We start from the raw sequence: 25,373 nt of genomic DNA on the forward strand, positions 1-25,373 counted from the left end.
TTGCGATGGACGACGGTTTGCGTTTCGCCATCCGTGAAGGCGGCCGTACAGTAGGCGCGGGCGTTGTTGCTAAAGTTATCGCTTAATCGCTGATAGACTCGATGCATAAAAGGCACTTCGGTGCCTTTTTTAATGCACATTTGCCTCTATCTGGCATCTCTCAGGTCGCCGTGAACGACGTTGAAAATCGTTCCCGGCGATTTTTTATATCTGGATGAGTAATTGTAAATTGAAATAAAAATAATTCCCATTTACACTATGCGGGCTGGTCAAAAAAACGCTGTAAACGGCTTCAACTCCCGTTTGCTTCGTTCCAAAGGTAAATAGTGGGGAAACCTACTATAACGATGAGTTATTCAGGTATGTATGTTTGTTTGTGTAATGCGATTTCTGACAAAGTTATCCGTAGCGCTATCCATCAGCATCAACCTCAATCTATGCAGCAGTTACGCAAACTGGTTCCTATCGGGACAGACTGCGGTAAATGTATTCGTCAGACGCGCGTTATTTTTGAGGAAGAGCAGGCTAAAATTCTTGATATGTATGAAGTAGCATAAAATGTAGGGTCGTTTTTTTGACTCTCTGCTGGCCGGTTCTACACTTTAAGAACTGGAGCGGAGGAGCATGTCATGAAAGGCGATAAAAAAGTCATTACATATCTGAATAAGTTATTGGGCAACGAACTCGTCGCGATCAACCAATATTTTCTTCATGCCCGGATGTTTAAAAACTGGGGCTTAACCCGTCTTAACGATCACGAATATCATGAGTCTATTGACGAAATGAAGCACGCCGATCGCTATATTGAACGAATTTTATTTCTTGAAGGCGTCCCGAATTTACAGGATTTGGGGAAGTTGAATATCGGCGAAGATGTTGAAGAAATCTTTCGCTCCGACCTTCAACTTGAACTGGATGGCGCAAAGGATCTGCGTGAAGCGATCGCTTACGCCGACTCAGTGCATGATTATGTCAGTCGGGATTTGATGATAGAAATTCTTGCCGATGAAGAAGGGCACATTGATTGGCTGGAAACGGAGTTGGAGCTGCTTTCTCGTCTTGGTATACAGAACTATCTTCAGGCGCAATTGAAATCTGAGTAGCGTCATCACCTGCATAGGGTTATGGCTAAATATGGCCGGGGCAATTCACCTTGCTCTGGTCGCCATCTTAAAATCATTTCATTCTGCTAGTTGCTTCCCCTGCTAATTTGCGTATAATGCGCGAGCTTACCAAAACAAGGTAAGCCTGATTCGAACTGAATCAGGTGGTCATGTTCTGTTTATTGACCTCGACAATACTCCCGATATGGGGGTTATGTACTGACGATTACACTCCCCCATCAATCGAAATGGGTGTGAGGAGTAATTATTTACGTTTATAAATAATTGGAGCTCTGGTCTCATGCAGAACCAAAGAATCCGTATCCGCCTGAAAGCGTTTGATCATCGTCTGATCGATCAATCAACCGCGGAAATCGTCGAGACTGCTAAGCGCACTGGTGCGCAAGTCCGTGGTCCGATCCCGCTGCCGACCCGCAAAGAGCGCTTTACCGTTCTGATCTCTCCGCACGTCAACAAAGATGCGCGCGATCAGTATGAGATCCGCACTCACAAGCGTCTGGTTGACATCGTTGAGCCAACCGAGAAAACCGTTGATGCTCTGATGCGTCTGGATCTGGCTGCCGGTGTAGACGTGCAGATCAGCCTGGGTTAATCAGGTCATTGAGCGATTGAGAGGTTGAAACAATGATTGGTTTAGTCGGTAAGAAAGTGGGTATGACTCGTATCTTCACTGAAGAAGGCGTTTCTATCCCTGTAACCGTTATCGAAATTGAAGCAAACCGCGTTACTCAGGTTAAAGATCTGGCTAACGATGGTTACCGCGCTGTGCAAGTAACGACCGGTGCTAAAAAAGCAAACCGCGTTACCAAACCAGAAGCTGGTCACTTTGCTAAAGCTGGCGTAGAAGCTGGCCGTGTCCTGCGTGAGTTCCGTCTGTCCGAAGGCGAGGAGTTCACTGTAGGTCAGAGCATCAGTGTTGAAATTTTCGCAGACGTTAAAAAAGTAGACGTTACTGGTACATCTAAAGGTAAAGGTTTTGCCGGCACAGTTAAACGCTGGAACTTCCGTACTCAGGATGCGACTCATGGTAACTCCTTGTCCCACCGCGTTCCGGGTTCTATCGGTCAGAACCAGACTCCGGGCAAAGTGTTCAAAGGCAAGAAAATGGCAGGCCAACTGGGTAACGAACGTGTCACTGTTCAGAGCCTGGACGTAGTGCGTGTTGACGCTGAGCGCAACCTGCTGCTGGTTAAGGGTGCAGTACCGGGAGCAACCGGTAGCGACCTGATCGTTAAACCAGCTGTGAAGGCGTGAGGAGATAGCAATGGAATTAGTATTGAAAGACGCGCAAAGCGCGCTGACTGTTTCCGAAACTACCTTCGGTCGTGATTTCAACGAAGCGCTGGTACACCAGGTTGTTGTTGCTTATGCAGCAGGTGCCCGTCAAGGTACTCGCGCCCAGAAGACCCGTGCTGAAGTAACTGGTTCCGGTAAAAAACCGTGGCGTCAGAAAGGTACTGGCCGTGCGCGTTCTGGTTCTATCAAGAGCCCGATCTGGCGTTCCGGTGGTGTGACCTTTGCTGCTAAGCCTCAGGATCATAGTCAGAAAGTTAACAAAAAGATGTACCGCGGCGCGCTGAAAAGCATCCTGTCCGAACTGGTACGTCAAGATCGTCTGATCGTTGTCGAGAAGTTCTCTGTTGAAGCGCCTAAAACTAAGCTGCTGGCACAGAAACTGAAAGAAATGGCACTGGATGACGTGCTGATCATCACCGGCGAACTGGATGAGAATCTGTTCCTGGCTGCCCGCAACCTGTACAAGGTTGACGTGCGTGATGCGGCTGCAATCGACCCAGTTAGCCTGATCGCCTTCGACAAAGTCGTTATGACTGCTGATGCAGTTAAGCAAGTTGAGGAGATGCTGGCATGATCCGTGAAGAACGTCTGCTGAAAGTACTGCGCGCGCCGCACGTATCTGAAAAAGCATCTACCGCGATGGAAAAAACGAACACCATCGTTCTCAAAGTAGCTAAAGATGCGACTAAAGCAGAGATCGTTGCTGCTGTAGAGAAGCTGTTCGAAGTAGAAGTTAAAGACGTAAATACTCTGGTCGTTAAGGGCAAAGTTAAGCGTCACGGACAGCGTATTGGTCGTCGCAGCGACTGGAAAAAAGCTTACGTCACCCTGAAAGAAGGCCAGAATCTGGACTTCATCGGCGGCGCTGAGTAAGTCGGAGGAGAAAGACAATGGCAGTTGTTAAATGTAAACCGACATCTCCGGGTCGTCGCCACGTTGTTAAAGTGGTTAACCCTGAGCTGCACAAGGGCAAACCTTATGCCCCGCTGCTGGAAAAGAACAGCAAATCCGGTGGCCGTAACAACAATGGCCGCATCACCACTCGTCACATCGGTGGTGGTCACAAGCAGCAATATCGTCTGGTTGACTTTAAACGCAACAAAGATGGTATTCCTGCTGTTGTTGAGCGTCTGGAGTATGATCCGAACCGTTCCGCGAATATCGCCTTGGTTCTGTACAAAGACGGCGAACGTCGTTATATCCTGGCGCCGAAAGGCCTGAAAGCCGGCGACCAGATTCAATCTGGCGTTGATGCTGCAATTAAAACGGGTAACACCCTGCCGATGCGTAACATTCCTGTCGGTTCAACGGTTCACAACGTAGAAATGAAACCTGGTAAGGGCGGCCAACTGGCTCGTTCTGCGGGCGGCTACGCTCAAATCGTTGCACGTGACGGTTCTTACGTTACCCTGCGTCTGCGTTCTGGCGAAATGCGTAAAGTCGAATCCGACTGCCGCGCAACGCTGGGCGAAGTTGGCAACGCTGAGCATATGCTGCGCGTTCTGGGTAAAGCAGGTGCTGCACGCTGGCGTGGTGTTCGTCCTACCGTTCGCGGTACGGCAATGAACCCGGTCGACCACCCGCACGGTGGTGGTGAAGGTCGTAACTTTGGTAAGCACCCGGTAAGTCCGTGGGGCGTTCAGACCAAAGGTAAGAAGACCCGCAGCAACAAGCGTACTGATAAATTTATCGTACGTCGCCGTACTAAATAATCTTAGAGGATAAACCATGCCACGTTCTCTCAAGAAAGGTCCATTTATTGACCTGCACTTGCTGAAGAAGGTAGAGAAAGCGGTGGAAAGCGGTGACAAGAAGCCTTTGCGCACTTGGTCCCGTCGTTCAACGATCTTTCCAAACATGATCGGTTTGACCATCGCTGTCCATAATGGTCGTCAGCACGTTCCGGTGTTTGTTTCCGATGAAATGGTCGGTCACAAACTGGGTGAATTCGCGCCGACTCGTACTTATCGCGGCCATGCGGCCGATAAAAAGGCCAAGAAGCGCTAAGGTAGGAGGAAGAGATGGAAACTATCGCTAAACATCGCCACGCTCGTTCTTCTGCTCAAAAGGTTCGCCTGGTGGCAGACCTGATCCGCGGTAAGAAAGTGTCGCAAGCTCTGGATATTCTGACCTACACCAACAAGAAAGCTGCTGGTCTGGTTAAAAAAGTGCTGGAGTCTGCTATTGCTAACGCAGAACACAACGATGGCGCTGACATTGATGATCTGAAAGTTGCGAAAATCTTCGTTGACGAAGGCCCGAGCATGAAGCGCATTATGCCGCGTGCCAAAGGTCGTGCGGATCGCATCCTGAAGCGTACCAGCCACATTACTGTGGTTGTGTCCGATCGCTGAGACTCTGGAGACTAGCAATGGGTCAGAAAGTACATCCTAATGGTATTCGCCTGGGTATTGTCAAACCTTGGAATTCTACTTGGTATGCGAATACCAAAGAATTCGCTGACAACCTGGATAGCGATTTTAAAGTTCGTAAATACCTGACGAAGGAACTGGAGAAGGCTTCCGTTTCTCGTATCGTTATCGAACGTCCGGCAAAAAGCATTCGTGTGACTATCCACACTGCTCGCCCGGGCATCGTGATCGGTAAAAAAGGTGAAGATGTTGAAAAACTGCGTAAGGTCGTCGCGGATATCGCTGGCGTTCCTGCACAGATCAACATCGCTGAAGTTCGTAAGCCTGAACTGGACGCAAAACTGGTTGCTGACAGCATCACTTCTCAGCTGGAGCGTCGTGTGATGTTCCGTCGTGCGATGAAGCGTGCGGTACAGAACGCTATGCGTCTTGGCGCTAAAGGTATCAAAGTTGAAGTAAGCGGCCGTCTGGGCGGCGCTGAAATCGCGCGTACCGAATGGTACCGTGAAGGTCGTGTTCCGTTGCATACGCTGCGTGCGGATATCGACTACAACACTTCCGAAGCGCACACCACTTATGGTGTTATCGGTGTGAAAGTGTGGATCTTCAAAGGTGAGATCCTGGGTGGTATGGCTGCCGTTGAACAACCGGAAAAACCGGCTGCTCAACCTAAAAAGCAGCAGCGTAAAGGCCGCAAGTAAGGAGAGTCGCTGATGTTACAACCAAAGCGTACAAAATTCCGTAAGGTGCACAAGGGCCGCAATCGTGGTCTGGCGCAAGGTACGGATGTTAGCTTCGGCACTTTCGGTCTGAAAGCTGTTGGCCGCGGTCGCCTGACTGCTCGTCAAATCGAAGCTGCACGTCGTGCCATGACCCGTGCTGTTAAGCGTCAAGGTAAGATCTGGATCCGTGTATTCCCGGACAAACCGATCACCGAGAAACCGCTTGAAGTTCGTATGGGTAAAGGTAAAGGTAACGTAGAGTATTGGGTTGCCTTGATTCAGCCAGGTAAAGTCCTGTACGAAATGGACGGTGTGCCGGAAGAGTTAGCCCGTGAGGCATTCCAACTGGCAGCAGCGAAACTGCCTATCAAAACCACCTTTGTAACTAAGACGGTGATGTAATGAAAGCAAATGAGCTGCGTGAAAAAAGTGTTGAAGAGTTGAACACTGAACTGCTCGGATTGCTGCGTGAGCAATTCAATCTGCGTATGCAGGCGGCAAGTGGGCAGTTGCAACAAACTCACCTGTTGAAACAAGTGCGTCGTAATGTTGCACGTGTTAAGACTTTACTGACTCAGAAGGCGGGTGCGTAATGACCGATAAAATCCGTACTCTGCAAGGCCGCGTCGTTAGCGACAAAATGGAGAAATCCATCGTTGTTGCGATTGAACGTTTCGTGAAACATCCGCTTTACGGTAAATTCATCAGACGTACGACTAAGCTGCACGTACACGACGAGAACAATGAATGTGGAATCGGCGACGTGGTTGAAATCCGCGAATGCCGTCCGCTGTCCAAAACTAAATCTTGGACGCTGGTTCGCGTTGTAGAGAAAGCGATTCTGTAATAAAGTAGCGCTCTTCTCTTTATGATAAACGGCTCTGCAAAGGGCCGTTTATTTTTTCTACCCATAGCAAGGAAGCAGTGCTATAATGCTGCGCCCTCAATTATGGGGTATTTGATGGCCTGAAAGGGTCCTAAAGTAGTAGTTGACATTAGCGGAGCACTAAAATGATCCAAGAACAGACTATGCTGAATGTGGCCGATAATTCCGGTGCACGTCGCGTAATGTGTATCAAGGTTCTAGGTGGCTCGCACCGTCGCTACGCAGGCGTCGGCGATATCATCAAAATTACCATCAAGGAAGCAATTCCTCGCGGTAAGGTGAAGAAAGGCGATGTGCTGAAAGCGGTAGTGGTGCGCACCAAGAAGGGTGTTCGTCGCCCGGACGGTTCTGTCATTCGCTTCGATGGTAATGCATGCGTTATTTTAAACAATAACAGCGAGCAGCCAATCGGCACGCGTATTTTTGGGCCGGTAACTCGTGAACTGCGTAATGAGAAGTTCATGAAAATTATCTCTCTGGCACCAGAAGTACTCTAAGGAGCGAATCATGGCAGCGAAAATCCGTCGTGATGACGAAGTTATCGTGTTAACCGGTAAAGATAAAGGTAAGCGCGGTAAAGTAAAAAATGTCCTGTCAGCTAGTAAGGTCATTGTTGAAGGTATCAACCTGGTTAAGAAACACCAGAAGCCGGTTCCGGCTCTGAATCAACCAGGCGGCATCGTTGAAAAAGAAGCGGCAATTCAGGTTTCTAACGTTGCAATCTTCAATGCGGCAACTGGTAAGGCTGACCGTGTAGGCTTTAGATTCGAAGACGGCAAGAAAGTCCGTTTCTTCAAGTCTAACAGCGAAACTATCAAGTAATTTGGAGTAGTACGATGGCGAAACTGCATGATTACTACAAAGACGAAGTAGTTAAAAAACTCATGACTGAGTTTAACTACAATTCTGTCATGCAAGTCCCTCGGGTCGAGAAGATCACCCTGAATATGGGTGTTGGTGAAGCGATCGCTGACAAGAAACTGCTGGATAACGCAGCAGCCGATCTGGCAGCAATCTCCGGTCAAAAACCGTTGATCACCAAAGCACGCAAATCTGTTGCAGGCTTCAAAATCCGTCAGGGCTATCCGATCGGCTGTAAAGTAACTCTGCGTGGCGAACGCATGTGGGAGTTCCTTGAGCGTCTGATTTCCATTGCTGTACCGCGTATTCGTGACTTCCGTGGCCTGTCCGCTAAGTCTTTCGATGGTCGTGGTAACTACAGCATGGGCGTGCGTGAGCAGATCATCTTCCCAGAAATCGACTATGACAAAGTCGATCGCGTTCGTGGTTTGGATATTACCATTACCACTACTGCGAAATCCGATGATGAAGGCCGTGCGCTGTTGGCCGCCTTTAACTTCCCGTTCCGCAAGTAAGGTAGGGTTACTAATGGCTAAGCAATCCATGAAAGCACGCGAAGTTGTTCGTGTGAAACTGGCTGAAAAATACCGCGCTAAACGCGAGGAATTAAAAGCTATCATCTCAGGTGTGAACTCATCCGACGAAGATCGTTGGGATGCGGTTCTTAAGTTGCAGACTCTGCCGCGTGATTCCAGCCCGTCTCGTCAGCGTAAACGCTGCCGTCAAACTGGCCGTCCACATGGTTATGTGGGCAAGTTCGGGTTGAGCCGTATTAAGCTACGTGAAGCCGCCATGCGCGGTGAAGTACCTGGCTTGAAAAAGGCTAGCTGGTAATTGTCACCAATTGAATCACGGGAGTAAAGACAGATGAGCATGCAAGATCCGATCGCGGATATGCTGACCCGTATCCGTAACGGTCAAGCCGCGAACAAAGTTGCGGTCACCATGCCTTCCTCCAAGCTGAAAGTGGCAATCGCCAACGTGCTGAAGGAAGAAGGTTATATTGAAGATTATAAAATCGAAGGCGACACCAAGCCTGAACTGGAAATTACGTTGAAGTATTTCCAGGGCAAAGCTGTGGTAGAAAGTATCCAACGTATCAGCCGCCCAAGTCTGCGCATCTATAAGAAAAAAGATGAGCTGCCGAAAGTAATGGCGGGTTTAGGTATTGCGGTTGTTTCTACCTCTAAAGGTGTTATGACTGATCGTGCAGCTCGCCAGGCTGGTCTTGGTGGCGAGATTATCTGCTACGTAGCTTAATCGGGGGAAAGAATGTCTCGTGTTGCAAAAGCACCCGTCGTCATTCCTGCCGGCGTAGAGGTAAAACTCAACGGTCAGGTTATTTCGATTAAGGGTAAAAACGGCGAACTGAGTCGTAAGATCCATGATGCTGTTGAAGTTAAACAGGCTGACAACGTTCTGACTTTCGCTCCGCGCGACGGTTTCGTTGATGGATGGGCCCAAGCGGGCACCACTCGCGCTCTGTTGAACGCAATGGTTATCGGTGTTACCGAAGGCTTCACTAAGAAGCTGCAACTGGTTGGTGTTGGTTACCGTGCTGCTGTTAAAGGCAATGTGGTGAACTTGTCTCTTGGGTTTTCACACCCTGTAGAGCATGCACTGCCGGCAGGTATTACTGCAGAATGCCCAAGCCAAACTGAAATCGTACTGAAAGGTGCTGATAAGCAGGTTATTGGTCAGGTTGCTGCGGAATTACGCGCCTACCGTCGTCCTGAGCCTTACAAAGGCAAGGGTGTCCGTTACGCCGACGAAGTCGTGCGTACCAAAGAGGCTAAGAAGAAGTAAGGTAACACTATGGATAAGAAAGCAGCTCGTATCCGTCGTGCGACCCGCGCACGCCGTAAGCTCCAGGAACTGGGTGCGACGCGTCTGGTGGTACATCGTACTCCACGCCATATTTATGCGCAGGTCATCGCACCGAACGGTTCTGAAGTCCTGGTAGCCGCTTCTACTGTAGAAAAAGCTATCGCTGAACAACTGAAGTCTACCGGTAACAAAGACGCAGCAACCGCAGTAGGTAAAGCTATTGCAGAACGCGCGTTGGAAAAGGGCATCAAAGATGTCTCTTTTGACCGTTCCGGTTTCCAATATCATGGTCGAGTCCAGGCACTGGCAGATGCTGCCCGTGAAGCTGGCCTTCAGTTCTAAGGTAGAGGTGTAAGATGGCTCACATCGAGAAACAAGCTGGCGAACTGCAGGAAAAGCTGATCGCGGTAAATCGCGTATCTAAAACCGTTAAAGGTGGCCGTATTTTCAGCTTCACCGCACTGACTGTAGTGGGTGATGGCAATGGTCGCGTAGGTTTTGGCTACGGTAAAGCGCGCGAAGTTCCAGCAGCGATCCAGAAAGCGATGGAAAAAGCCCGTCGCAATATGATGAATGTCGCGCTGAACAACGGCACCCTGCAGCACCCGGTTAAAGGTGCTCACACGGGGTCTCGTGTGTTCATGCAGCCGGCTTCCGAAGGTACCGGTATTATCGCCGGCGGTGCAATGCGCGCTGTTTTGGAAGTCGCAGGGGTTCACAACGTATTAGCTAAAGCCTATGGTTCCACTAACCCGATCAACGTGGTTCGTGCAACAATTGATGGTTTGGCTAATATGAAGTCCCCGGAAATGGTCGCTGCCAAGCGTGGTAAATCCGTTGAAGAAATTCTGGGGTAACTGACCATGGCAAAGACTATTAAAATCACTCAAACCCGTAGTGCAATCGGTCGTCTGCCGAAACACAAGGCGACACTGCTTGGCCTGGGTCTGCGTCGTATTGGTCATACCGTTGAGCGCGAGGATACTCCTGCTGTTCGTGGTATGGTCAACGCGGTTTCCTACATGGTTAAAGTGGAGGAGTAACAGATGCGTTTAAATACTCTGTCTCCGGCCGAAGGTGCTAAACACGCACCGAAGCGTTTAGGTCGTGGTATCGGTTCTGGCCTGGGTAAAACCGGCGGTCGTGGTCACAAAGGTCAGAAGTCTCGTTCTGGCGGTGGCGTACGTCGTGGTTTTGAAGGCGGCCAGATGCCTTTATACCGTCGTCTGCCGAAATTCGGTTTTACTTCTCGCAAAGCGATGATCACGGCAGAAGTTCGTCTGTCCGATCTGGCTAAAGTAGAAGGCGACGTTGTTGACCTGAATACGCTGAAAGCCGCTAATGTTATTGGCATTCAGATTGAATTTGCGAAAGTGATTCTTTCTGGTGAAGTTGCTCGTCCGGTAACGATTCGTGGTCTGCGTGTCACTAAAGGTGCTCGTGCTGCTGTCGAAGCTGCTGGCGGTAAAATTGAGGAATAAGTAGCAGATGGCTAAACAACCAGGGTTAGATTTTCAGAGTGCTAAAGGCGGAGTTGGTGAACTGAAGCGCAGACTATTGTTTGTTATCGGTGCGCTGATTGTTTTCCGTATTGGCTCTTTTATTCCGATTCCTGGTATTGATGCCACTGTGCTTGCCAAATTGCTTGAACAGCAGCGAGGCACCATCATTGAAATGTTCAACATGTTCTCTGGTGGTGCACTCAGCCGTGCTTCTATCTTTGCTTTGGGTATTATGCCGTATATTTCGGCATCAATTATTATCCAGTTGCTAACGGTGGTTCACCCAGCGTTAGCAGAGATAAAGAAAGAAGGGGAGGCTGGCCGTCGCAAGATTAGTCAGTACACCCGCTACGGTACCTTGGTATTGGCGATATTCCAGTCGATCGGTATTGCTACCGGTTTACCGAATATGCCTGGAATGCAGGGCTTGGTAATTAATCCAGGCTTTGCTTTCTATTTTACCGCTGTTGTCAGTCTGGTCACGGGGACGATGTTCCTGATGTGGCTGGGTGAACAGATTACAGAACGGGGTATCGGCAACGGTATCTCGATCATAATCTTCGCTGGTATTGTTGCGGGGTTACCGCCGGCCATTGGTCATACCATCGAGCAAGCGCGGCAAGGCGATCTGCACTTCCTCCTGTTGCTGTTGGTTGCAGTGCTGGTGTTTGCAGTAACCTTCTTCGTTGTTTTCATTGAGCGTGGTCAACGCCGTATCGTTGTTAATTACGCAAAACGTCAACAAGGTCGTCGTGTTTATGCAGCACAGAGTACGCATTTACCACTAAAAGTGAATATGGCTGGGGTTATTCCCGCGATTTTCGCATCCAGCATTATTCTGTTCCCTGCTACGATTGCATCTTGGTTTGGGGGCGGTACGGGCTGGAGTTGGCTGACAACAATTTCTATGGCGTTGCAGCCCGGAAGTCCGCTTTATGTGTTACTCTATGCATCTGCAATCATCTTCTTCTGTTTCTTCTACACAGCGTTGGTGTTCAACCCGCGTGAAACAGCAGATAACCTGAAGAAGTCCGGTGCATTCGTGCCAGGAATTCGTCCGGGAGAGCAAACGGCGAAATATATCGATAAAGTGATGACCCGTCTGACATTAGTCGGTGCGATGTATATTACGTTTATCTGCCTGATCCCGGAGTTCATGCGCGACGCAATGAAAGTACCTTTCTATTTTGGCGGTACATCATTATTGATCGTTGTTGTCGTCATCATGGACTTTATGGCTCAAGTGCAAACTCTGATGATGTCGAGTCAGTACGAGTCTGCATTGAAGAAAGCAAACCTGAAAGGTTATAACCGTTAATCAGGTGCGCTTGAGAAGTTACGGAGAGTAAAAATGAAAGTTCGTGCTTCCGTCAAGAAATTATGTCGTAACTGCAAGATTGTTAAGCGTAACGGTGTCGTTCGTGTAATCTGCAGTGCCGAACCGAAGCATAAACAGCGTCAAGGCTGATTATCTCGCATATTTTTCTTGCAAAGTTGGGTTGAGCTGGCTAGATTAGCCAGCCAATCTTTTGTCTGTATCTGCAACATTATTTGAGTATCCTGAAAACGGGCTTTTCAGAATGGTGTTGCTGTATAAAATTGTAGGAGTGCATAGTGGCCCGTATAGCAGGCATTAACATTCCTGATCATAAACATACCGTTATCGCGTTAACGTCGATCTTCGGTATCGGTAAAACTCGTTCGCAGGCTATTTGTGCTGCTACGGGAATTGCTGAACATGTTAAGATCAGTGAGCTGTCTGAAGAGCAAATCGATAAGCTGCGTGACGAAGTTGCCAAGTTTGTTGTCGAAGGTGACCTGCGTCGTGAAGTTACCCTGAGCATCAAGCGTCTGATGGACCTTGGCTGCTATCGTGGTTTGCGTCATCGTCGTGGTCTCCCGGTTCGCGGTCAGCGTACCAAGACTAACGCCCGTACCCGTAAGGGTCCGCGCAAACCGATCAAGAAATAATCGGGGTGATTGAATAATGGCAAAGGCACCTATTCGTGCACGTAAGCGTGTAAGAAAGCAAGTCTCTGACGGTGTGGCTCATATCCATGCTTCTTTCAACAACACCATCGTAACCATTACTGATCGTCAGGGTAATGCGCTGGGTTGGGCAACTGCCGGTGGTTCCGGTTTCCGTGGTTCTCGTAAATCTACGCCATTCGCCGCTCAGGTTGCAGCAGAGCGCTGTGCTGAAGCAGTGAAAGAATACGGTATTAAGAACCTGGAAGTTATGGTTAAAGGACCTGGTCCTGGTCGTGAGTCTACTATCCGCGCGTTGAACGCGGCTGGTTTCCGCATCACTAATATTACTGATGTGACTCCGATCCCTCATAACGGTTGTCGTCCGCCGAAAAAGCGCCGCGTATAACGCCGCTTTTAGGATTGTTGGAGAAAGAAAATGGCAAGATATTTGGGTCCTAAGCTCAAGCTGAGCCGTCGTGAAGGCACCGACCTGTTTCTGAAGTCTGGTGTTCGTGCGATCGATTCCAAGTGTAAAATTGAACAAGCTCCTGGCCAGCATGGTGCGCGTAAACCGCGTCTGTCTGACTATGGTGTACAGTTGCGTGAAAAGCAAAAAGTTCGCCGTATCTACGGTGTTCTGGAGCGTCAGTTCCGTAACTATTATAAAGAAGCCGCTCGTCTGAAAGGCAACACAGGTGCAAATCTGCTCCAGTTGCTGGAAGGTCGTCTGGATAACGTTGTTTATCGTATGGGCTTTGGCGCCACTCGTGCAGAAGCACGTCAGATGGTCAGCCACAAAGCTATCATGGTAAACGGTCGCGTTGTTAACATCGCTTCTTATCAGGTATCCCCGAATGACGTAGTCAGCATCCGTGAGAAAGCGAAAAAGCAATCTCGCGTTAAGGCCGCTCTGGAGCTGGCTGAACAGCGTGAAAAGCCAACTTGGCTGGAAGTTGATGCTGCCAAGATGGAAGGTGTGTTCAAGCGTATTCCTGAACGTACCGATCTGTCTGCGGACATTAATGAACACCTGATCGTCGAGCTTTACTCCAAGTAAAGCTTAGTACCAAAGAGAGGACACAATGCAGGGTTCTGTGACAGAGTTTCTAAAACCGCGCCTGGTTGATATCGAGCAAGTGAGTTCGACGCACGCCAAGGTGACCCTTGAGCCATTAGAGCGTGGCTTTGGCCATACTCTTGGCAACGCACTGCGCCGTATTCTGCTTTCATCCATGCCAGGTTGCGCGGTGACCGAGGTTGAGATTGATGGTGTACTGCATGAGTACAGCACCAAAGAAGGCGTACAGGAAGATATCCTGGAAATCCTGCTCAACCTGAAAGGGCTGGCGGTGAGAGTTCAAGGCAAAGATGAAGTTATCCTTACCCTGAATAAATCTGGCATTGGCCCTGTGACTGCAGCCGACATCGTCCATGATGGTGATGTCGAAATCGTCAAGCCACAGCATTTGATCTGCCACCTGACTGATGAAAACGCATCTATTAGTATGCGTATCAAGGTTCAGCGTGGTCGTGGTTATGTGCCGGCATCTGCCCGTATTCATACGGAAGAAGATGAGCGCCCGATCGGTCGTCTGTTAGTTGATGCTTGCTACAGCCCTGTAGAGCGTATTGCCTACAATGTTGAAGCGGCGCGTGTAGAACAGCGTACTGACCTGGATAAGCTGGTCATCGAAATGGAAACCAACGGTACGATCGATCCTGAAGAGGCGATCCGTCGTGCGGCCACCATTCTGGCTGAACAACTTGAAGCTTTTGTTGACTTACGTGATGTTCGTCAGCCGGAAGTGAAAGAAGAGAAACCAGAGTTCGATCCGATCCTGCTGCGCCCTGTTGACGATCTGGAATTGACTGTCCGCTCTGCTAACTGCCTTAAGGCAGAAGCTATCCACTACATCGGTGATCTGGTACAACGTACTGAGGTTGAGCTACTTAAAACGCCTAACCTGGGTAAAAAATCTCTTACCGAGATTAAAGACGTACTGGCTTCACGTGGTTTGTCTCTGGGCATGCGCCTGGAAAACTGGCCACCAGCAAGCATTGCTGATGAGTAACCAGATCACAGGTTAAGGTTTTACTGAGAAGGATAAGGTCATGCGCCATCGTAAGAGTGGTCGTCAACTGAACCGTAACAGCAGCCATCGTCAGGCTATGTTCCGTAACATGGCTAGTTCTTTGGTTCGTCATGAAATCATCAAGACGACCCTGCCGAAAGCGAAAGAGCTGCGTCGCGTTGTTGAACCGCTGATTACTCTTGCCAAGACCGACAGCGTTGCTAATCGTCGTCTGGCATTCGCCCGTACTCGTGATAACGAGATCGTGGCAAAACTGTTTAATGAACTGGGCCCGCGTTTCGCGAGCCGTGCCGGTGGTTACACTCGTATTCTGAAGTGTGGCTTCCGTGCAGGTGACAATGCGCCGATGGCATACATCGAGCTTGTTGATCGCTCAGTGTCTCAGACAGAAGAAGTTGCTACTGCGGAGTAATCTGCAATAGCGTAAAAAAACCGGGGAAACCCGGTTTTTTTATATCTGAAATCAATGATCCCTCCTCATGCAGAAAATCGGTAAGAGGCTGCCATGTGGTTAATTGATGAGTTAGTGGAAAAACAGATTACTAAAGCTCAGGAAGACGGTATTTTTGACAATCTTCCCGGTGCGGGGAATCCATTAGTTCTTGATGACGATAGTGCTGTGCCACAAGAGTTAAGAGTTGCCTATCGGTTGCTTAAAAATGCAGGCTGTTTACCTGCTGAGCTTTTGGAAAGGAAAGAGGCTTTACAACTCACAGAGCTTCTTGCATCAATAACCCGCGATTCACCTGCATATGAAGAGGCATCCCGGCGTTTGCGTATGTTGGAAATCCGGTTGCAGCAGAAAGGTGTTAATACTCACTTCTTGCATGGCGAGTATTCGGCGCAACTGAATAAAAGAGTGTAGATATTTATTTCCCATCCCATTTGTTCTCATCTTTTCATTTCAGTTATATACTTTGCTCGTCTTTTTGATAAAGATAGGCTCGTCGAACCCTTTTAGGAGTGACTATGACTACATACCGTCATAAGCGCGGGGAAATTCAGGATAATGCTATCGAGGCATTGTTGCGTGACCCGCTGTTTCGCCAACGAATTGAAGTGAATGCTAAAGGAAAAGGAAGTTATCGTAGAAAAGAGAAACATGTGAAGAAAGGTGGTTGGGAGGCCAGTGGTAAGCAATCAAATGATTTTTTACCACTGGCCTTTTTACTTCCTGCTTAACAAAAGTAAATTATTCGTGCTTGGTCTGTTGCTCTTTGAGCAGGTCGCGAATTTCAGCGAGCAGTTTTTCTTCCGCACTGGGTTTTGGCGGCGCATCAGGCGTATCTTCTTGGTTACGGCGAAGTTTATTCATGAGCTTAATTGCCATGAAAATCGCGAATGCGACAATGATAAAGTCAAAAATATTCTGAATGAAGACGCCATAATTCATAACAACAGCTGGGATATCTCCCTGTGCATCACGAAGAACGAGACTAAATTGTTTAAAATCCACACCACCAATCAAAAGTCCGAGTGGTGGCATAATAATATCTGACACCAGAGAAGAGACTATTTTGCCGAAAGCGGCACCGATAATGACCCCCACCGCCAAGTCGACAACATTGCCGCGCATGGCAAACTCTCTGAATTCTTTGATGATACTCATATCCACTCTCCTTGCCGAAAATATAAATTAATACTAACCAATAACAATATCTTTACCAGGTTATCAATGACGGATAAACCTGTTGTTACATTATAGAAAGAAGGGGCTTGGTTGAAATAGCCGTTCGACATCCGGCACAAATTTTTTGTCGGTAAGGAACATGATAACGTGGTCACCCTGCTCAATCTTGCTATTGGCGTTGGCAATAATGACCTCGTCACCACGAACAATTGCGCCGATAGTGGTCCCGGGGGGAAGTTTAATATCCTCTATGGTTCTGCCGACAACTTTTGATGTGCCTTCATCGCCGTGCGCAATGGCTTCTATTGCTTCAGCCACGCCCCTGCGTAAGGAGGAGACGCTAACGATATCCGCTTTGCGTACATGACTAAGTAGCGCAGAAATTGTCGCTTGCTGTGGGGAGATGGCAACATCAATGACGCTCCCTTGCACCAAATCAACATAGGCGCGGCGTTGGATGAGGACCATCACTTTTTTGGCGCCCATCCGTTTTGCCAGCATGGCTGACATGATGTTTGCTTCATCGTCGTTGGTAATTGCGATGAAAACATCAATCTGTTCGATGTGCTCTTCGGCCAGTAACTCCTGATCCGAAGCATCTCCGTGGAATACCACCGTATTTTGCAATAACTCAGCTAATTCTGCCGCGCGTTCTGCATTTCGTTCTATCAACTTAATGCTGTAGTCCTTTTCTAACCGCTGAGCTAACCCTGCACCGACGTTACCGCCGCCGACAATCATGATTCGTCTATAGGGTTTCTCAAGGCGCTGTAATTCGCTCATCACTGCCCGGATATGCTGGGAAGCCGCGACAAAAAAGACTTCATCTCCAGCTTCAATGATTGTTGAGCCCTGTGGGCGAATCGGACGATCATGACGGAATATCGCAGCCACTCGGGTATCGACATGAGGAATATGTTCGCGGAGCGAGGAAAGGGCGTTACCGACCAGCGGGCCGCCATAATAGGCGTTGACCGCCGCAATACTGACTTTACCTTCGGCAAAGTTGACAACCTGAAGTGCACCAGGGTACTCGATAAGTTTGTAAATGTTATCGATTACCAGTTGTTCAGGGGAGATGAGATAGTCGATGGGAACGGCTTCGGGTAAAAAGAGCTGTTCTGACTCGCGAATGTATTCAGCGGCCCGGATGCGTGCGATCCGGTTTGGCGTTTTAAAAAGAGAATAAGCGATCTGGCAGGCCACCATGTTTGTCTCGTCGGAGTTGGTGACGGCGACAAGCATATCCGCATCTTCCGCGCCGGCGTCTCGCAGTACACGCGGATGCGAAGCGTAGCCGGTAACGACACGCAGATCGAACTTATCCTGAAGTTGGCGTAGTCGATTTGCATCGATATCGACAACCGTGATGTCATTATTTTCACCAGCCAGGTTTTCCGCCAGAGTCCCACCGACCTGGCCTGCGCCAAGAATAATAATTTTCATAGTAAGCCATGCCGTTTATTGGTTGCGACCTGTTGCAGACAATACCGGGTTTAATCTCCGTTTTTTACCAGTTTCGCGTAAAAGAAGCCATCGCCACCGTCGTTGTGTGGAAGTATCTGTATTCCCGGATTTGTTTTTGTACCTGTATCAACCAGCGCTGCATCTGTGTGGCGGGACAGGAAATGAGCGATTTGCTGATTGTTTTCCTGTGGCAGAACGGAACAAGTTGCATAGACCAGCGTACCCCCGGCTTTGAGATGGGGCCAAACGGCATCAAGAATCTCTTTTTGCAGCGAAACCAGTTCATCAATATCACTGTCGCGGCGTAGCCACTTTATATCTGGATGACGGCGAATAACGCCGGTGGCGGAACAGGGCGCGTCCAGCAGGATGCGATCAAAGCTGCGTCCTTCACACCATAAGTCAGGGTAACGTCCATCCCCTTGTTTTACCTCTGCATTCATCTGTAACCGCAGTAAGTTTTCTTTTACCCGGCTTAATCGGGTTTCATCAATATCGACAGCGAGAACATGAGATTTTGGTGCGGCTTCCAAAATATGCGTTGTTTTACCACCGGGAGCGGCACAAAGATCGAGGATTTGCTCGCCATCCTGAGGAGCGAGCCAGTAGACGCAACTCTGAGCGGAGGCGTCTTGTACCGTGACCCAGCCTTGGGCGAAACCGGGTAGTCGATCGACGGCACAAGGTGAAGCGAGTCGTATCGCATCGGTGTGCTCAGGATGCGTAAACGCCTCGATCCCCTCTTGCGCCAGTAAGGTTAAATAATTTTCACGCGTATGGTGCAAGCGATTCACACGCAGCCACATTGGAGGACGTTGGTTATTCGCCTCAATAATGCTTTGCCAGCAGTCGGGATAGGCATGTTGAATACGTGCCAATAGCCAACCTGGGTGTTGGTAGTGGCTTGAGCGATTGGCCTCACGCTGAATCAACTCTTCCTGATGGCGCTGGAATTGACGCAATACGCCATTAATCAGCCCCTTAAGCTGAGGCCGTTTTAACGCGACGGCCCCTTCAACGGTTTCCGCCAGAGCGGCGTGCGGTGGGATGCGCGTATGGCACAGTTGATAAATACCCACCATGATGAGGTAATGCAGCGTGCGTTGTTTGCCCGTCAGGGGTTTTGCCATCAGTTGCTGAATACACCACTCCAACTGAGGTAAAACGCGCAATACGCCAAAGCAAAGCTCTTGTAAAAGTGCGCGATCTTTCTCGGAAACTTCACTCTGATGAACAGGTAATAAGGCACTGAGTGACTGCCCTTGATCCAGAACCTGTCCCACCACTTTTGCGGCAATACTACGTAGATTGTATGAGCTTTTCATGTATTAGCGACGACGTATACGTAAAAGAGAGAGGATATACCGGCAGTAATACCGGTATGAAATAGATTAGTCCAACCTGTTACCGGGGATGAACCATTCGCGGCGCGAGTTAAGTAGGTCTTGTGCTTTCATCACTTTTTTGCCCGCAGGTTGCAGTTCCTGAATATTCAAGATGCCATTGGCCGTTGCCACCTGAATCCCTTGTTTATCGGCTTGTACGATCGTTCCCGGCAGTGGTCCGTTCGCGCTGGCGATAACTTCAGCTTTCCAAACTTTCACGGGTTGCTCGTTCACGATGAAGTAGCTGGCTGGCCAAGGATTAAAAGCGCGAATACAGCGTTCAAGCTGTTCGGCGGACAACTGCCAGTTAAGGCGTGCTTCTTCTTTACTGAGCTTTTCTGCATAGGTGGCAAGGGCGTCGTTCTGTGGTTCTGCGACAGCACTACCGTTTGCAAGCTGTGCCAGCGTTTCCAATAAGCCGCGTGGCCCCAGTTCAGCAAGTTTGTCGTATAACGTTGCGCTGGTATCCTGCGCTAGAATCGGGCACGCAATTTTGTGCAGCATCGCGCCAGTATCGAGCCCTACGTCCATTTGCATGATCGTCACGCCCGTTTCACGGTCTCCTGCCCACAATGCACGCTGAATAGGCGCCGCACCGCGCCAGAGGGGTAGCAGAGAACCGTGGACATTGATACAGCCAAGGCGCGGCATCGTCAGGACGGGCTGTGGCAGAATCAGGCCGTAAGCGACCACGACCATCACATCGGCATCTAACGCCTGAACCAGTCCCTGATTTTCTACCGGTCGCAGAGAGTTGGGTTGAAACACGGGAATATTGTGTTGCTCAGCCAGAATTTTTACCGGACTAGGGCTAAGTTTGTTGCCTCTGCCTGCCGGACGGTCAGGTTGGGTGAAGACGCCAACGACCTGATGTCTGGATGACAAAAGCGCGTCAAGATGACGCGCCGCAAAATCAGGGGTGCCGGCAAAGATGATGCGTAGAGAATCGGACACGGTGCTTCCTGTCAAAATAAAAATTATTGAGCACGGCTGTTTTGCTTAGCCAGTTTTTCCAGTTTTTGGCGAATGCGTTGGCGCTTCAATGGGGAAAGGTAATCGATAAACAATTTCCCAACCAGATGATCCATTTCATGCTGAATACAAATGGCAAGAAGGCCGGTTGCTTCAAGCTCAAATGTTTTACCATCTCGATCCAGAGCGCGAACTTTAACGTTCTCTGAACGAGGCACCAGCGCACGGGTTTCCGGGATCGACAAACAACCTTCTTCGATACCCGTATCGCCGCTCTTTTCGATGAGTTCAGGATTGATCAGCACCAGTCGTTGATCCCGCTCTTCAGAGACATCAATAACAATGATACGCTGATGGATATCGACTTGTGTCGCGGCCAGACCAATACCTTCTTCTTCATACATGGTATCGAACATATCATCCACGATACGTTGGATATCCGCATTGACTTCTTTTACGGGTTGCGCAGTGATGCGGAGCCGCTCGTCTGGAAAATGTAGTACCTGCAAAACTGACATATATGTTTAGATCTGTATCTGAATAGTGAGAGAGTCTTAGCGTCTATTCTAGACATTTCCTGCCTTGATTGACAGCATCGGCGCTGAATTGCACCACTTATCTGAACATATCGGAAGATTAAGGACGCGGATGCTATCAACAGAAATCTGGTTACGTATGACAGGGGTACGAAAATTGGGCGCCAGGCGTGGTTGCGCTATGGTCAGAAAGCTCATTGGTCTGAATGCGTTTGATCATGACATCTTAAGCATATGCGGTTTGTCGAATGCTCAAATCACACAGTTTTGTACCTATGATCCCAGAATTCTGGAGGAAACGCTCAGTTGGCTGTCACTGCCTAATCATCACATTGTGACATGTGAAGATGCGCGTTACCCTTTTCTGCTCCGCAATATTCGTGACTTTCCGCTGTTGCTTTTTGTTTCTGGCGATCCCGCTCTGTTGGCATCGTCACAGATAGCGATTATTGGCAGCCGGAGTAGCAGCGCTTATGGTGAGCGCTGGGGGCGATTTTTTGCGCAGGAGCTTGCTGCGAATGAACTTACAGTGACAAGCGGGCTGGCGGTGGGAATTGATGGAGTTGCTCATCGTGGGGCTTTGGATGCAAGGGGGAGAACCATCGCCGTGTTGGGAAGTGGGTTGACGAATGTTTATCCTAAACGGCACTGGAAACTAGCCGATCGCATTTGTGGAGAGGGTGGGGCGCTGGTCTCTGAGTTCCCTCTGAGTACGCCGCCTTTTCCGACGAACTTCCCCAGACGGAATCGTATTATCAGTGGATTAGGTCTGGGGGTATTGGTTGTTGAAGCATCTCTCCGTAGTGGTTCGCTGGTGACGGCTCGTTATGCCCTGGAGCAGGGGCGGGAGGTGTTTGCGTTACCAGGGCCTATCGGCAATCCTATGACGGAAGGCACCCACTCGTTGATACAGCAAGGGGCCAGCCTGGTGACTCATCCGAAGGATATTCTTGAGCAATTGGTTGGTGAATTACAGTGGTTACCGGTGGAAAGCGGACAAACTATTTCTGTTGTGGAAGAGGATGGCGAATTGCCATTTGCCGATGTGTTGGCTAACGTAGGAGATGAGGTTACACCTGTTGACGTTGTCGCTGAACGTGCCGGTCAACCTGTGCCAGAAATAGTCACCAAGCTATTAGAACTGGAGTTAGCAGGATGGATCGCAGCAGTACCCGGCGGCTATGTCCGATTGAGGAGGGCAGGCCATGTTCGACGTACTCATGTACTTGTTTGAGACTTACATCCACAATGAAACTGAAATGCGTGTCGATCAGGATACGTTAACTGATGACCTCACCCGCGCTGGATTCCATCGTAATGATATCTACAGCGCGCTGAGTTGGTTGGAAAAATTGGCCGATATTCAGGAGGGACAGGCCGCGCCGCTTTATTTGGCGAGCGACCCTTTGGCTATTCGTATTTACACTGAAGAGGAGGCGCTACGCCTTGATGCGGAATGTCGCGGCTTTTTATTGTTCCTTGAACAGATCCAGGTTCTGAATCTTGAAACGCGGGAAAGAGTGATTGAGCGCGTGATGGCGCTGGAAACACAGGAATTTGATTTGGAAGATCTTAAGTGGGTCATTCTTATGGTGCTTTTCAATGTGCCGGGCTGTGAGAATGCCTATCAGCAGATGGAGGAACTCCTCTTTGAGGTCAATGATGGTTATGTACAATAGCCAAAAGGATAATGCTTTAAATGGCTAAGCCTGCACTGTTTAGCGAAAGAAAACAGGAAACCTGCCCAGATTGCGGGTCAGTGCTGGTTATCCGTTCTGGTCGGCTTGGCCCGTTTCTTGGTTGCTCTGCGTACCCAGCATGCGAGTTTATTCGTCCACTGAAAGCACAGGCTGACGGACATGTAGTGAAAGTGCTGGAGGGGCAACTGTGCCCGCTTTGTCAGTCGACGCTGGTGCTACGGCAGGGGCGCTACGGGATGTTCATCGGCTGCGGCAACTACCCTGAATGCCACCATACTGAGGCTATCGATCGTCCTGACGAAACGGCGATTCGCTGTCCACAGTGCCATGAAGGTATACTCCTGCAGCGCAAGTCCCGTTACGGCAAGGTGTTCCATTCTTGCGATCGTTACCCCGATTGCCAGTTTACGTTAAACCATAAACCGATAGCGGGTGAGTGCGCTTTTTGTCATTACCCCCTGTTATTTGAGAAAAAAACGGCGCACGGTTCCAAGGTATTTTGTGCCAGTAAGCTTTGTGGAAAGCCGGTAGCGGTAGAAGTTGATAAGAATGAATGATGTCTCTGATGAACTCATGATCCCCGTTTTACGGGCGTTACACAATGAACAGGTTATTGCCTACCCGACTGAAGCGGTATTTGGGTTGGGATGCGATCCTGATAGTGAAGTGGCCGTCAATCGCCTGCTGGCGTTAAAGCAACGACCTTGGCAAAAGGGATTGATCCTGATTGCGGCGGATTTTAGCCAACTGACGCCTTATATTGACGACGACGCCTTATCTGATGAGCAGAAGGCGACGATGTTTTCCACCTGGCCAGGCCCGGTGACGTGGGTATTACCAGCAAAACCCACAACGCCGCAATGGTTAACGGGGCAATTTTCTTCCCTTGCAGTGCGCGTAAGCGACCATCCATTGGTTATCGCATTGTGTCAGCGCTATGGTAAACCATTGGTTTCGACGAGCGCTAATTTAAGCGGTCAACCGCCAGGCCGCTCAGTTCAGGACGTTTTCCAACAGTTCGGCGATCGTTTTCCTGTGCTTCGTGGCGACGTTGGCGGAAGAACAAACCCATCCGAAATCAGAGATGTGCTAACAGGCGAACTGATCCGTCAGGGATAAATGGCAAGTAGGAGAGTCACGTGTCTGGAATGAGGTCTTTTGCGGTTTTTGGCAATCCGATTGCGCATAGTAAATCGCCTCGTATACATGAGTTGTTTGCGGCGCAGACGGGAGTCAAATTGACATACCAGCGTGTGCTGGCCCCCTTGGACAACTTTGAGCAGGAGTTGCACCAATTTTTTCGTGAAGGCGCCAGCGGGGCGAACATTACCGCCCCCTTTAAAGAGCGTGCCTTTTCTGAAGCCGATGAGCGTAGCGAGTGTGCGGCGCGTGCTGGCGCGGTCAACACACTGAAGCCGCTGAGTGATGGGCGTCTGTTTGGTGATAATACAGATGGCATCGGCTTGCTCAGCGATCTACAACGGTTGTCGCTGGTGAAGCCTTTGGATCGGGTGTTGTTGGTTGGTGCTGGCGGTGCTGCACGAGGGGTTATTCACCCTTTGCTAGCTTATGGGTGCACGCTTGTACTGACAAATAGGACGTTTTCCAAGGCTGACGCACTCGCTAAGATCTTTTGTGATATCGGTGACATTCAAGCGGTTGCCCTCGACGATCTGCATGGGCAGTCTTTTGATCTGATTATTAACGCTACATCTTCTGGGATGTACGACAGCATTCCGAATTTGCCACCAGAGATTGTTTCATCCGAGACATGCTGTTATGACATGTTTTATTTACCTCGGTTAACGCCTTTTTTGACATGGTGCGCTCAGCATGGCGCAACCCGCTATGCGGATGGTTTAGGTATGCTGGTGGGGCAAGCGGCACATGCGTTTAAACTTTGGAACGGCATCATGCCAGATGTGGAGCCCGTAATTGCTTTGCTCAAATCGGAGCTTGAACGGTGAATCAGGCGATCCAATTTCCGGATCGTGAAGTCTGGGATGTTAATGCAATGGCGATCCGTTTTCCTGTTTTAGTCAATGGCTTTCAGCATGAATGCCTGATAAGTGCCGAACAGCTTCAGAATCGCTATGGTGGTGATAGCCCTGAACAGTGGCTGGCGCTGTTCAGGGAACATCGATGGGATCTCGAAGATGAATTCGAAAAAATGATCGTTGCTGAAGAATGGGTTGATGAAGGTGACTACTCATTGTCCTGAGCAAGATATTCGTCTTTCCAACGTACATAGTTGTTTGCCGAGTAAATCAACCCCTCTATTTCTTCTTGTGTCAGTGGGCGGATTTTTTTGACCGGACTGCCGAGGTATAGATGACCCTTTTCCAGCCGTTTTCCTGGTGGAACCAGGCTACCGGCACCGATCATGACATCATCTTCAACAACGGCTCCGTCTAGAAGTATTGACCCCATTCCGACCAGAACTCGATTTCCTATTTGGCAACCATGCAGCATCGCTTTATGGCCGACAGTCACGTCTTCGCCAATAATCAGCGGATTGCCTTCAGGGTTTTTCTCTGAACAGTGTGTGATATGGAGCACGGAACCGTCCTGAATATTGCTTCTGGCGCCTATGGTGATGTAGTTAACATCACCGCGTATGGCAACGAGGGGCCATACACCAACATCATCGCCTAGTGTGACCTTGCCAATGACCACGCTGGAGTGATCGATCATGACTCTTTCACCTAGAACGGGAGAAACGCCGTTATAACGACGGAGTTTTTTTGTACTCATCGACAGCCTCATAGTTATTTATCACATATCGATTACTCATATTACCAGACAAGATATCGACAATGATGATATGTGGACAACGGAAAAACGGTGTGGATCGAACAAGATCTCAGCGAAAGGAGTGAAAAACAGGCGAATGAAAAAAAAGATCGAGAAAGGGGTTGTGTAACGAAAACGGATCCCTATAATGCGCCTCCATCGACACGGCGCTGTGACTCACAAGTCGGTCGGTAAAGAAAGGGAAAACGCTTTAAAATAAACGTTGACTCTGAAGG

At 49.3% G+C, this 25,373-nt stretch carries 45 protein-coding genes; 39 read left to right on the forward strand and 6 right to left on the reverse strand.

From position 1 onward, the window contains the following. The 33 genes from EDC54_RS17355 to EDC54_RS17515 all read left to right on the forward strand — a co-directional run. Positions 1–86, forward strand: an 86-nt coding sequence (locus tag EDC54_RS17355; RefSeq protein WP_411600481.1) for an EF-Tu C-terminal domain-related protein, incomplete at its 5' end; no start/stop codon positions are given. A gap of 276 nt (positions 87–362) precedes the next feature. Next, positions 363–557, forward strand: a complete 195-nt coding sequence (gene bfd / locus EDC54_RS17360) for a bacterioferritin-associated ferredoxin (RefSeq protein ID WP_132459400.1) — start codon at positions 363–365, stop codon at positions 555–557. Between the two features lie 72 nt (positions 558–629). Continuing rightward, positions 630–1,103 (forward strand): bacterioferritin, encoded by a 474-nt coding sequence (bfr, locus tag EDC54_RS17365; protein WP_132459321.1) that lies wholly within the window; start codon positions 630–632, stop codon positions 1,101–1,103. 301 nt (positions 1,104–1,404) lie between these two features. Continuing rightward, on the forward strand, positions 1,405–1,716 hold the full coding sequence (gene rpsJ / locus EDC54_RS17370; RefSeq protein ID WP_001181005.1) for a 30S ribosomal protein S10: 312 nt from the start codon (positions 1,405–1,407) through the stop codon (positions 1,714–1,716). A gap of 32 nt (positions 1,717–1,748) precedes the next feature. Then, positions 1,749–2,378: a 50S ribosomal protein L3 gene (rplC, locus tag EDC54_RS17375; protein WP_132459324.1), complete on the forward strand. Its 630-nt coding sequence runs from the start codon at positions 1,749–1,751 to the stop codon at positions 2,376–2,378. Between the two features lie 10 nt (positions 2,379–2,388). Then, the gene (gene rplD / locus EDC54_RS17380) at positions 2,389–2,994 is read left to right on the forward strand and encodes a 50S ribosomal protein L4 (RefSeq protein ID WP_132459328.1); all 606 of its coding nucleotides are present in this window, start codon (positions 2,389–2,391) and stop codon (positions 2,992–2,994) included. Next, positions 2,991–3,293, forward strand: coding sequence for a 50S ribosomal protein L23 (rplW, locus tag EDC54_RS17385; RefSeq protein ID WP_005970277.1), 303 nt, complete (start codon positions 2,991–2,993; stop codon positions 3,291–3,293). Before rplD ends, rplW begins: the two co-directional genes overlap by 4 nt. A gap of 17 nt (positions 3,294–3,310) precedes the next feature. Continuing rightward, complete coding sequence (rplB, locus tag EDC54_RS17390) at positions 3,311–4,132, forward strand: 50S ribosomal protein L2 (protein WP_132459330.1); 822 nt, start codon at positions 3,311–3,313, stop codon at positions 4,130–4,132. A gap of 16 nt (positions 4,133–4,148) precedes the next feature. Then, positions 4,149–4,427 carry a 30S ribosomal protein S19 gene (gene rpsS / locus EDC54_RS17395; protein ID WP_004929772.1) on the forward strand — a complete coding sequence of 93 codons (279 nt, stop codon included), beginning with the start codon at positions 4,149–4,151 and terminating at the stop codon, positions 4,425–4,427. Between the two features lie 14 nt (positions 4,428–4,441). Next, positions 4,442–4,774 carry a 50S ribosomal protein L22 gene (gene rplV / locus EDC54_RS17400; protein ID WP_012764045.1) on the forward strand — a complete coding sequence of 111 codons (333 nt, stop codon included), beginning with the start codon at positions 4,442–4,444 and terminating at the stop codon, positions 4,772–4,774. 17 nt (positions 4,775–4,791) lie between these two features. Next, on the forward strand, positions 4,792–5,493 hold the full coding sequence (gene rpsC / locus EDC54_RS17405) for a 30S ribosomal protein S3 (protein WP_005970274.1): 702 nt from the start codon (positions 4,792–4,794) through the stop codon (positions 5,491–5,493). 12 nt (positions 5,494–5,505) lie between these two features. Beyond that, positions 5,506–5,916 carry a 50S ribosomal protein L16 gene (gene rplP / locus EDC54_RS17410; protein ID WP_005970273.1) on the forward strand — a complete coding sequence of 137 codons (411 nt, stop codon included), beginning with the start codon at positions 5,506–5,508 and terminating at the stop codon, positions 5,914–5,916. Next, positions 5,916–6,107, forward strand: a complete 192-nt coding sequence (gene rpmC / locus EDC54_RS17415) for a 50S ribosomal protein L29 (RefSeq protein WP_132459332.1) — start codon at positions 5,916–5,918, stop codon at positions 6,105–6,107. Before rplP ends, rpmC begins: the two co-directional genes overlap by 1 nt. Then, a complete protein-coding gene (gene rpsQ, locus EDC54_RS17420) occupies positions 6,107–6,361 on the forward strand; it encodes a 30S ribosomal protein S17 (RefSeq protein ID WP_132459335.1) in 255 nt (84 codons plus the stop codon). The genes rpmC and rpsQ overlap by 1 nt, the downstream gene beginning before the upstream one ends. Positions 6,362–6,525: 164 nt before the next feature. Then, a complete protein-coding gene (gene rplN / locus EDC54_RS17425; RefSeq protein WP_000613954.1) occupies positions 6,526–6,897 on the forward strand; it encodes a 50S ribosomal protein L14 in 372 nt (123 codons plus the stop codon). A gap of 10 nt (positions 6,898–6,907) precedes the next feature. After that, the gene (rplX, locus tag EDC54_RS17430) at positions 6,908–7,222 is read left to right on the forward strand and encodes a 50S ribosomal protein L24 (RefSeq protein WP_015841924.1); all 315 of its coding nucleotides are present in this window, start codon (positions 6,908–6,910) and stop codon (positions 7,220–7,222) included. 14 nt (positions 7,223–7,236) lie between these two features. Continuing rightward, the gene (rplE, locus tag EDC54_RS17435) at positions 7,237–7,776 is read left to right on the forward strand and encodes a 50S ribosomal protein L5 (RefSeq protein WP_005970265.1); all 540 of its coding nucleotides are present in this window, start codon (positions 7,237–7,239) and stop codon (positions 7,774–7,776) included. Between the two features lie 13 nt (positions 7,777–7,789). After that, entirely contained in the window at positions 7,790–8,095 is a 306-nt protein-coding gene (rpsN, locus tag EDC54_RS17440; RefSeq protein ID WP_012147218.1) for a 30S ribosomal protein S14, read from the forward strand. A gap of 33 nt (positions 8,096–8,128) precedes the next feature. After that, complete coding sequence (gene rpsH, locus EDC54_RS17445; RefSeq protein ID WP_132459338.1) at positions 8,129–8,521, forward strand: 30S ribosomal protein S8; 393 nt, start codon at positions 8,129–8,131, stop codon at positions 8,519–8,521. Between the two features lie 12 nt (positions 8,522–8,533). Further along, positions 8,534–9,067: a 50S ribosomal protein L6 gene (gene rplF, locus EDC54_RS17450; protein ID WP_132459341.1), complete on the forward strand. Its 534-nt coding sequence runs from the start codon at positions 8,534–8,536 to the stop codon at positions 9,065–9,067. A gap of 9 nt (positions 9,068–9,076) precedes the next feature. After that, positions 9,077–9,430, forward strand: coding sequence for a 50S ribosomal protein L18 (gene rplR / locus EDC54_RS17455; protein ID WP_132459344.1), 354 nt, complete (start codon positions 9,077–9,079; stop codon positions 9,428–9,430). A 14-nt stretch (positions 9,431–9,444) separates the two neighbouring features. Further along, positions 9,445–9,945: a 30S ribosomal protein S5 gene (rpsE, locus tag EDC54_RS17460; protein ID WP_005970257.1), complete on the forward strand. Its 501-nt coding sequence runs from the start codon at positions 9,445–9,447 to the stop codon at positions 9,943–9,945. Positions 9,946–9,951: 6 nt separating this feature from the next. Next, positions 9,952–10,131, forward strand: coding sequence for a 50S ribosomal protein L30 (rpmD, locus tag EDC54_RS17465; RefSeq protein ID WP_004846568.1), 180 nt, complete (start codon positions 9,952–9,954; stop codon positions 10,129–10,131). A 3-nt stretch (positions 10,132–10,134) separates the two neighbouring features. Beyond that, the gene (rplO, locus tag EDC54_RS17470; RefSeq protein WP_132459347.1) at positions 10,135–10,569 is read left to right on the forward strand and encodes a 50S ribosomal protein L15; all 435 of its coding nucleotides are present in this window, start codon (positions 10,135–10,137) and stop codon (positions 10,567–10,569) included. A 7-nt stretch (positions 10,570–10,576) separates the two neighbouring features. Beyond that, complete coding sequence (secY, locus tag EDC54_RS17475) at positions 10,577–11,908, forward strand: preprotein translocase subunit SecY (protein WP_132459350.1); 1,332 nt, start codon at positions 10,577–10,579, stop codon at positions 11,906–11,908. Between the two features lie 33 nt (positions 11,909–11,941). Continuing rightward, positions 11,942–12,058 (forward strand): 50S ribosomal protein L36, encoded by a 117-nt coding sequence (gene rpmJ, locus EDC54_RS17480; RefSeq protein ID WP_002227352.1) that lies wholly within the window; start codon positions 11,942–11,944, stop codon positions 12,056–12,058. A gap of 146 nt (positions 12,059–12,204) precedes the next feature. Next, positions 12,205–12,561 carry a 30S ribosomal protein S13 gene (rpsM, locus tag EDC54_RS17485; RefSeq protein WP_132459353.1) on the forward strand — a complete coding sequence of 119 codons (357 nt, stop codon included), beginning with the start codon at positions 12,205–12,207 and terminating at the stop codon, positions 12,559–12,561. Between the two features lie 16 nt (positions 12,562–12,577). Further along, entirely contained in the window at positions 12,578–12,967 is a 390-nt protein-coding gene (gene rpsK, locus EDC54_RS17490; RefSeq protein WP_002919257.1) for a 30S ribosomal protein S11, read from the forward strand. A 30-nt stretch (positions 12,968–12,997) separates the two neighbouring features. Next, positions 12,998–13,618, forward strand: a complete 621-nt coding sequence (rpsD, locus tag EDC54_RS17495; RefSeq protein WP_132459356.1) for a 30S ribosomal protein S4 — start codon at positions 12,998–13,000, stop codon at positions 13,616–13,618. A 25-nt stretch (positions 13,619–13,643) separates the two neighbouring features. Further along, complete coding sequence (locus tag EDC54_RS17500) at positions 13,644–14,633, forward strand: DNA-directed RNA polymerase subunit alpha (protein WP_132459359.1); 990 nt, start codon at positions 13,644–13,646, stop codon at positions 14,631–14,633. Positions 14,634–14,673: 40 nt separating this feature from the next. Beyond that, entirely contained in the window at positions 14,674–15,066 is a 393-nt protein-coding gene (gene rplQ, locus EDC54_RS17505) for a 50S ribosomal protein L17 (RefSeq protein ID WP_005970246.1), read from the forward strand. A 93-nt stretch (positions 15,067–15,159) separates the two neighbouring features. After that, a complete protein-coding gene (locus EDC54_RS17510; RefSeq protein WP_132459362.1) occupies positions 15,160–15,519 on the forward strand; it encodes a DnaJ family domain-containing protein in 360 nt (119 codons plus the stop codon). 104 nt (positions 15,520–15,623) lie between these two features. Further along, on the forward strand, positions 15,624–15,836 hold the full coding sequence (locus EDC54_RS17515) for an alternative ribosome-rescue factor A (RefSeq protein WP_132459365.1): 213 nt from the start codon (positions 15,624–15,626) through the stop codon (positions 15,834–15,836). A gap of 10 nt (positions 15,837–15,846) precedes the next feature. Here EDC54_RS17515 and mscL read toward each other — a convergent pair whose 3' ends face one another. From mscL to def, 5 genes are all read right to left on the reverse strand, one after another. Next, positions 15,847–16,263 carry a large-conductance mechanosensitive channel protein MscL gene (gene mscL, locus EDC54_RS17520; protein ID WP_132459367.1) on the reverse strand — a complete coding sequence of 139 codons (417 nt, stop codon included), beginning with the start codon at positions 16,261–16,263 and terminating at the stop codon, positions 15,847–15,849. 90 nt (positions 16,264–16,353) lie between these two features. Further along, on the reverse strand, positions 16,354–17,730 hold the full coding sequence (gene trkA / locus EDC54_RS17525; protein ID WP_132459370.1) for a Trk system potassium transporter TrkA: 1,377 nt from the start codon (positions 17,728–17,730) through the stop codon (positions 16,354–16,356). A 50-nt stretch (positions 17,731–17,780) separates the two neighbouring features. Further along, complete coding sequence (gene rsmB, locus EDC54_RS17530) at positions 17,781–19,076, reverse strand: 16S rRNA (cytosine(967)-C(5))-methyltransferase RsmB (protein WP_132459373.1); 1,296 nt, start codon at positions 19,074–19,076, stop codon at positions 17,781–17,783. Positions 19,077–19,142: 66 nt separating this feature from the next. Then, on the reverse strand, positions 19,143–20,090 hold the full coding sequence (gene fmt / locus EDC54_RS17535) for a methionyl-tRNA formyltransferase (protein WP_132459376.1): 948 nt from the start codon (positions 20,088–20,090) through the stop codon (positions 19,143–19,145). 23 nt (positions 20,091–20,113) lie between these two features. Then, positions 20,114–20,626, reverse strand: a complete 513-nt coding sequence (def, locus tag EDC54_RS17540; protein WP_132459379.1) for a peptide deformylase — start codon at positions 20,624–20,626, stop codon at positions 20,114–20,116. A 130-nt stretch (positions 20,627–20,756) separates the two neighbouring features. Between def and dprA the strand changes: the two genes are divergently transcribed. The 6 genes from dprA to EDC54_RS17570 are packed head-to-tail and all read left to right on the forward strand — an operon-like array spanning position 20,757 to position 24,565. Then, a complete protein-coding gene (gene dprA / locus EDC54_RS17545) occupies positions 20,757–21,878 on the forward strand; it encodes a DNA-protecting protein DprA (RefSeq protein ID WP_132459402.1) in 1,122 nt (373 codons plus the stop codon). Further along, positions 21,850–22,323 carry a DUF494 family protein Smg gene (gene smg / locus EDC54_RS17550; protein WP_132459382.1) on the forward strand — a complete coding sequence of 158 codons (474 nt, stop codon included), beginning with the start codon at positions 21,850–21,852 and terminating at the stop codon, positions 22,321–22,323. Before dprA ends, smg begins: the two co-directional genes overlap by 29 nt. A gap of 20 nt (positions 22,324–22,343) precedes the next feature. After that, a complete protein-coding gene (locus EDC54_RS17555; protein WP_132459385.1) occupies positions 22,344–22,901 on the forward strand; it encodes a DNA topoisomerase family protein in 558 nt (185 codons plus the stop codon). Continuing rightward, complete coding sequence (gene tsaC, locus EDC54_RS17560) at positions 22,894–23,463, forward strand: L-threonylcarbamoyladenylate synthase type 1 TsaC (RefSeq protein ID WP_132459388.1); 570 nt, start codon at positions 22,894–22,896, stop codon at positions 23,461–23,463. Before EDC54_RS17555 ends, tsaC begins: the two co-directional genes overlap by 8 nt. Positions 23,464–23,483: 20 nt before the next feature. Further along, positions 23,484–24,311, forward strand: a complete 828-nt coding sequence (gene aroE, locus EDC54_RS17565) for a shikimate dehydrogenase (protein ID WP_132459391.1) — start codon at positions 23,484–23,486, stop codon at positions 24,309–24,311. Beyond that, positions 24,308–24,565, forward strand: coding sequence for a DUF1488 family protein (locus tag EDC54_RS17570; protein ID WP_132459394.1), 258 nt, complete (start codon positions 24,308–24,310; stop codon positions 24,563–24,565). The genes aroE and EDC54_RS17570 overlap by 4 nt, the downstream gene beginning before the upstream one ends. Here the strand turns inward: EDC54_RS17570 and EDC54_RS17575 are convergent. Further along, positions 24,550–25,098 carry a gamma carbonic anhydrase family protein gene (locus EDC54_RS17575; RefSeq protein ID WP_132459397.1) on the reverse strand — a complete coding sequence of 183 codons (549 nt, stop codon included), beginning with the start codon at positions 25,096–25,098 and terminating at the stop codon, positions 24,550–24,552. The two genes, EDC54_RS17570 and EDC54_RS17575, sit on opposite strands and share 16 nt — an antisense overlap. Between the last annotated feature and the right edge of the window lie 275 nt (positions 25,099–25,373).

The sequence above is a fragment of the Samsonia erythrinae genome, from assembly GCF_004342665.1.
In the GTDB taxonomy this organism is placed as follows: domain Bacteria; phylum Pseudomonadota; class Gammaproteobacteria; order Enterobacterales; family Enterobacteriaceae; genus Samsonia; species Samsonia erythrinae.